The sequence below is a fragment of the Marinitoga sp. 1155 genome (assembly GCF_001021175.1).
In the GTDB taxonomy this organism is placed as follows: domain Bacteria; phylum Thermotogota; class Thermotogae; order Petrotogales; family Petrotogaceae; genus Marinitoga.
This window is the reverse complement of record NZ_AZAX01000015.1, coordinates 121,438-128,297: the sequence shown is the minus strand read 5'-3', so window position 1 is coordinate 128,297 and position 6,860 is coordinate 121,438. Positions and strand designations below refer to the sequence as shown.

General features: G+C 26.8%; 3 protein-coding genes, 2 pseudogenes and 1 CRISPR repeat array. All 5 genes and pseudogenes read right to left on the bottom strand.

Translation table 11 applies throughout. The annotated features are described in order from the left end of the window. Window positions 1-649, bottom strand: a 649-nt coding sequence (locus X274_RS06305) for an AAA family ATPase (protein WP_047265965.1), incomplete at its 3' end; no start/stop codon positions are given. Between the two features lie 451 nt (window positions 650-1,100). Beyond that, on the bottom strand, window positions 1,101-2,549 hold the full coding sequence (locus tag X274_RS06300) for a DUF2828 family protein (protein ID WP_047265964.1): 1,449 nt from the start codon (window positions 2,547-2,549) through the stop codon (window positions 1,101-1,103). A 619-nt stretch (window positions 2,550-3,168) separates the two neighbouring features. Continuing rightward, window positions 3,169-3,699: pseudogene (locus tag X274_RS06295) on the bottom strand (PD-(D/E)XK nuclease domain-containing protein); the annotation flags it as partial. A gap of 52 nt (window positions 3,700-3,751) precedes the next feature. Continuing rightward, window positions 3,752-4,855: a CRISPR direct-repeat array (repeat unit 36 nt; unit sequence GTTTCTATCTCTTTCAGAGAGTAGTTCCTTTCCGAG). A gap of 559 nt (window positions 4,856-5,414) precedes the next feature. Continuing rightward, window positions 5,415-5,723 (bottom strand): annotated as a pseudogene (locus X274_RS12390) (transposase); the annotation flags it as partial. Between the two features lie 214 nt (window positions 5,724-5,937). Next, complete coding sequence (locus X274_RS06290; RefSeq protein WP_047265962.1) at window positions 5,938-6,750, bottom strand: hypothetical protein; 813 nt, start codon at window positions 6,748-6,750, stop codon at window positions 5,938-5,940. Window positions 6,751-6,860: the final 110 nt, after the last annotated feature.

The following is a 6,860-nucleotide window of genomic DNA, read 5'->3' as shown; positions in this document are numbered from 1 at the left end:
TTATTGGACTTACTCCTGTCATAAATAGTCTTTCTATTATTGTTTCTGTTCCTTTTTTTATTTCTTCGTAGAATTTTCTTACAAATCCATGTTTTGTTACGCTGTCTTTGAATAAATCAAGATTGAAACTCAATAATTCATTTGCAAAGTGGTCGTATTCGTCTATTAGTAAGTATATCGGTTTGTCTAATATATCTATTGCATTATTCAAAAAAGCTCTAAGTATATCTGCTGGTTCTGTATATTCCTTTTCTATTTTTAATTTTACTTTATATCTATTGTTGAAATTTTCAAGCGAAACTATAATGTTATTTTTAAAACTATTTATTAATACTTCTTTATTTTCTGTTTGTATTCCAGAAAAATTCATTTTTAAAATATAATAACTGTTTTTTAATGACGTTGGATTTTTTCCTATGTATAAGTTTTTAAATAATTCTTCAAATTTCTCTGCATAATTGATATCATAATACTTTGCAAGTGTATCTAAAAACAATGTTTTTCCAAATTTCCTCGGTCTTAAAAACACTATATTTTTTTCATTTAATGATTCTAATTTTTCTATATATTTTGTTCTATCTATGTAATAATAATTTTGTTTTATTAATCTTTCAAAATTCTGTTCTCCATATGGTATTTTCTTTTTCATCTGTTCCACCTCCAGTGGAATTATATCATATTCTATTTTCTTTTTTCATCAATTGCAGATGGTAAAATAATAAAGAACAAAAAGAAAAAGATTTTCTATTAAAAAATATAACCCCAATAAGAGTGAATTAATTGTTATATATTGCCAATATGCAAAAACAACATCAGCTCGAATATCAATAAAACATTAGAAATTCAAATTTGCAATAAAGTTCTGAATTTTGTTCCTGAAAATAGCATTCCAAAAAATACAAAAGTTTTTCAGGTAAAAAATATTACAGAACTTCTCTAAATAAAAAAATAATTCCATATCTTAATTCATACAAAAAGATCCCCCCTTAAAAAATAAAACCTTTTACTCAAGTCTATTTAGTTTTACAATTCTCTAATTATTTTTATAAAAAAACCAGCCATATATTTAATATTTATAATGGCTGGTTTTAATTTAAAGTTCAATTTATTACTATATTTTTATATCTTTCAGAATCCACTACTCTTTCCATTAACTCATATGGATTAACATCTTTCCCTTGTATTATATATTCTAATATCACTGGATTATATCCAGATATTAACGCAGTTCCATTTTGATCACATTTTACAGAAACATCGTTCCCATATTCACTCACATTCCAAAATACTATTTTAGGTATGCTGTACCCTTTTTCTTCATACATCTTCCTTATTGTTTCATAATTCGTATTATAATTATCTTCCACAGCTATATCAAATTGCATATCTGATATTATGTATATCTTCTTTGGTAATTCTTTATCATTGTATCCATATTTTACTGCTGTGTTTAATATTAATTTAAACACCTTTATTAAATCTGTATTCATATCCCAATATGCCGTTGATAATGTTTGAACTTTCTCATATAATGTTTCACCTTTTATTTCCTGTAGTTCTGGGTTTGCAGAGAAGGTTATAAACTTATTTTTAAATTTACCTTTATTCCTTTCTGCAAAGTATATTCCCAATGATATCGCTACTGTTATTGGTTGTCCATACATTGAACCTGATACATCTACTACAGCTATTGCATCTTCTTCTATATTATAATCTGGTAAGTTTTTCCATAACGCTTCTGCCGTGTCATTTTCTTCATCTATCACCATACTCACTATATCATGTGGATATAGTGTTGCCGCATTTATCTTTTTCTTGTTTTGTTTTACTTCTTCAATATATTTTTCAAATCTTTCTCCATCATGTCTCTTATAGGAATTATAATATTTCTTCATTGCTCGAGATGGTACTTTCTCATATTCTATTTCTTCCCATTTATTTTCACTCATATCTCTTTCCACTATCTTTATATATTTCCTTAATTCTGACAACATCTTTCTATATGTTTTTGAATCCATTTTAAAATAACGACGCGTTTTTTTCGCAAGTTCCACCGATTTTTTAGAACTTGTATTTTCTGACTTCAACCATTTTGCCAACAAACTTATTGGTCTTTTTATCTTATAATTCTCTATATCTTCTATTATTTGACTATACATAAATTCAAATGCATCTCTTTCTACCTTTGTTCCTACAAAGGCATATAAATCATCCCATCTACCATATTCCGGTACATATTTTATTATTTGTTTTGCTATGTCTGGATATAGATTCCCTATCTTTTTTAATACATATCTAAATGTCCTTCGAACACCTTGTCCGCCTCTTATATCCCTTGAATAAAACAATATTCTTATAGCCTTTTCTTTATCTTCTACAAATGCATTTAAAAATAACTTTTCAAATCTGTTTGGACTATTCATCAATACTCCACAACGAAAGAAAAAGTCCACAAGAGAACTTCCACTTTCCTTTAAAGACTTTGCTCCATTTTCAGTGTAATATATATTACCCTCATTTTTTAAAGAATTTAAAAATTTATTTTCCATAATATTCCCTCCTCCACATTTTTGTTAATGTTATTATTTAACCGAATTAAAATCAAGACTCTTAAAATAAGGTTGTTCTTTGATGTTTGTTTTAAATAAATATGATTGTATTCTTTGAATAAAAATAAAACACACAAAATTATCAAACAAAAAAAATACTTGCAAATTGCTAATATATAATTGTTTTGCTGTTAGAGTCTTTGAAAAATAAGCAAAAAATAAGAAATTATTCTTTTTGATACTTTTTTGCTAAAACATTTTAATTGTTCTTGTTTTCCTGAATTCGCAATATTTTTTACTTTTCCATTCCCTTTGTGGAGGAGGGAAATAACAAGGCTCGATTTATCTTGCAAAAAAAGTATGCTAAATAATAAATTTTGCTGTATGAGCCTTTGGAAATTAAATTATAATATTATATAAATATCACCCCTTTGTTTAAGAATTTAGAATAAAAAAAGAGTCTTGCTGCAACATAATACACTTATGCTACAACAAGACTCTCCAATTTACGGATATTGAGCCTTTGAAATTACAAACTTATTATACATATTTATTTTTACAAACTAATTAAGCAAAAGTAAATATAAAGTAAAAATGTTCAAAGGTTTCTTATGATAAGTTATATCTTTTCAATTATATAATCCTCAATATTTCTTTTTTCTGAATTGATGTTTATACCTATTATATATATTTCTTTTCCACTGTATTTTTCATAATATTTCTTTTCTTTTATTTGGTTTATCGCTTCCTCTGCATTTTTGTCTATTTTTATTTCAAAAAGATATATCCTTTTATCAAAATCTATTACAAGGTCGCTTCGCCCTAAGTTTGTTAATTCTTCTGCTTTTACATCTATTCCTGCTGATGCTATTATTGTGTATATTAATGAATGATAATACTTTTCTTCTTTTTTGTGTAGATTATATGGTATTGCACTTATTATTTTTTTTATTTCTTCTATTAATCCTTTTACGTCATTTTCTGCTATTTTTATGTATATTTCATTTATTATTTCTAATTCGTCTTCTTTTAGTCCATAGTTCGCTTCTAATATTAGTTTTGAGAATGAGTTTTTTACTTCCAGATTTGGATAGTCAAGTATATATTTTTTCACTAATCCATATCTTTTTATTCCATTAAAGGGTAAATATCATCTTCATATTTGTTTTTCATTTTTATTATAACATAAATCTTCTATTTCTTTTATTATCTCTTTCAGAAAGTGGTTCCTTTCCGAGAACTCGAACAAAAACCATTCGCAACCTCGTTCGTTGATGGGTTTCTATCTCTTTCAGAGAGTAGTTCCTTTCCGAGAAAAAAGTTTAAAGTGTTAAAAAACGGAACCGCTAAATAGTTTCTATCTCTTTCAGAGAGTAGTTCCTTTCCGAGATGTTGCAGTTGTTTATGCAAATGATGTTCCAACTATGAAAGTTTCTATCTCTTTCAGAGAGTAGTTCCTTTCCGAGAACGTTGCCCATTATGCTATCAAAACTGGTAAAGGGAAAAAGTTTCTATCTCTTTCAGAGAGTAGTTCCTTTCCGAGAAGGATTTGAAAAGAATGGTTTCAGCGATGGTCATTTCATGGTTTCTATCTCTTTCAGAGAGTAGTTCCTTTCCGAGTTTCGAAATATAAAAAAAGGAGGAGATAACATGTACGGTTTCTATCTCTTTCAAAGAGTAGTTCCTTTCCGAGGGCAACAAAAAAATTATATATGAAGTTGCTAAAATCAATATGTTTCTATCTCTTTCAGAGAGTAGTTCCTTTCCGAGATACACATATGTAAAAATCTACTGGAAAGACGGAACAAAGAGTTTCTATCTCTTTCAGAGAGTAGTTCCTTTCCGAGTAAAAAAGTATTGTGTTACGTCGTGGGCAGCAACGTTCGCGTTTCTATCTCTTTCAGAGAGTAGTTCCTTTCCGAGCAAAGAGAAAAGCTTTGGGAACTTCAAGAGGAAGTTCTCGAGTTTCTATCTCTTTCAGAGAGTAGTTCCTTTCCGAGAGAACATTTGTATTTGACCATATTGAAATATTCGAAATATAGTTTCTATCTCTTTCAGAGAGTAGTTCCTTTCCGAGAACAAAAGATATAATCAAAGGGGATAATATTTATAAAAGTTGTTTCTATCTCTTTCAGAGAGTAGTTCCTTTCCGAGCATGAAAACGGCTGGGTGGAAATCAGAGGAGAATTCCCTTAGTTTCTATCTCTTTCAGAGAGTAGTTCCTTTCCGAGAATAACAATAAAGCCGGATCCCGCCGCCGGCTTTTAATTGTTTCTATCTCTTTCAGAGAGTAGTTCCTTTCCGAGACTTGGTCTCCAGAATAGTTATTATTAGATGCTTTTAGAGGCCATTTTTCCGGACCTGTTTTTTATTTTCAATTTTTTCTTTGTTTTTTATAAAAAATCTTCTAAAAACCGCTTACAATCAGCCTCCGAACCTGTTTTTTAACTTCCCTTTATTCATGCGTATTTGCGTAATTTTACATTTTTTAACATAGGTCCGGAATGATTTTCAATATAATTATACTATTCTCTTTTTCTTTTGTCAAGCTTGTTTTAGACGTTGTAATATTCCGTTAATGTTTTCCGCGCGATTTTCTATATCAATTTCTTTGGTTAAGCTGGTTTCTGAATTTGCAATATTGTTAAATTAATATTCCTTATATGTTTCTTTTTATATATTGTTATAAACATTAGGGTGTATTCTCTAAAAAGTCAAGAGATAAAATATAAAAATTATAATAAATTATTTTTTGATATTTTGTAAAAAAACCACCCTTTTTACAGCAAGCAATGCTGCAATAATTCAAACTAAACTATTTGTTTTTTGTAAATTAGTTTAGGTTTTGTGTATTATTTAAAATAATTATGCCGTTTTAAGTTTTAAATATTCTGGATTAAATTCGGTATTATTTTTCCATAATGTATATACTAATTCAGCCAATTTTTTAGTTATTGCTATTTGGGTAACTTTTTTTGGTTTCCCTCTTTTAATTAAAGCGTTGTATTTTTCTTTGTATTCTGGTATGTATTTTAAAACTCTTATGATCCATAATGAAAATATATGTCTTAAATGGCTATTCCCTTTTTTTGATATTTTTTTATTTTTTCTGTATTTTATTGATTGAGAGATTGTTGGATCAAGTCCTATATATGAGACAAAATGTTTTTTATTTTCAAAATGTTTTTTCTATGAAATATTTTATATCAATATTTTTTCTAAATCAACATTAGAATCATCAATGCTATACAATACAACAAGAACTAAATCAAACCATACTAATAATTATTATACTTAAATAGTTATTATATATATTATAATTTTCTATTTTAATTATACACGGTCCAAATAACAAATATATATATTAAAACTAGGTAAAAACATGACTTTAATGTTTATCTTCTAGAAAATTTTTATTTTTATCAGAATTAATTGCAAAAATAACCGATAAAATTGCATTAGAAGCAAATAAGTTTTTATGAGTTTTCATACTAAAACCTTTTAATCCAACATATGGTTTAACCTTATTTGAAAAAAGATTTGCATCTTTTAAATAATGGAAAAATAATCCTAACCACATACCTTGTATAGCTTTTTCATGTTTATCTTTAACAAAAGATAATACTTTCGATAAAAATTCAGATTCTGGTTCTATTCCCTTTTTTTCTAAATTAATTAAAATATTACCTATAAACCTTAACGCTAATTCTAAAGAAAAACCTAATAAAATTGTATGGGTAAATAAGTTTCTATGATTCCCTATACCTGTTTTTAAATCTAAATCCGGAACTCCACCTTCCATATCAAATCCACCGCCAACAATTAAGGTAGAAAAAGAAATTATCAAGAAATCAATTAATGCTTCTTTCTTTTCAGAAAATGGCATCTTTTTCCACAAAATTTCCATTTTTTTAATTCTATTTATTGTAACATCCTTTACATCTAAAAATATCTTTTTAAAACTACCGAATTTTTCTTCTTTAATTGTCTTGTATAAGTATTTTACAGTTTTAATAGTATTTTGTGTAAATAAAATTAAAAAGTTTTTTATACTTATAGTTTTATTTTTAAAAGTTACATTAATAGCTTCTCTTAAAGAAATAAAAAATATTTCATTGATTTCATCATTTGAAAAGTATTCAAAAAGGCTTTCCAAATTACTTCTATAAAAAGAATAATTCAAGATATAATTTGTATTCATTTTTTACCTCCTTAAAGTTTAAAAATGTAGTACTTAACTCTTTTATATATTTAATTTTTTTATTATAATATTTTAGAAAGTATTGATTTTTAGAACTTGATACAATGTTT

Excerpts from the sequence above, each read along its gene's own strand:
- X274_RS06300 (WP_047265964.1), bottom strand. The coding sequence starts at position 2,549 with ATGGAAAATAAATTTTTAAATTCTTTAAAAAATGAGGGTAATATATAT.
- X274_RS06290 (WP_047265962.1), bottom strand. The coding sequence starts at position 6,750 with ATGAATACAAATTATATCTTGAATTATTCTTTTTATAGAAGTAATTTG.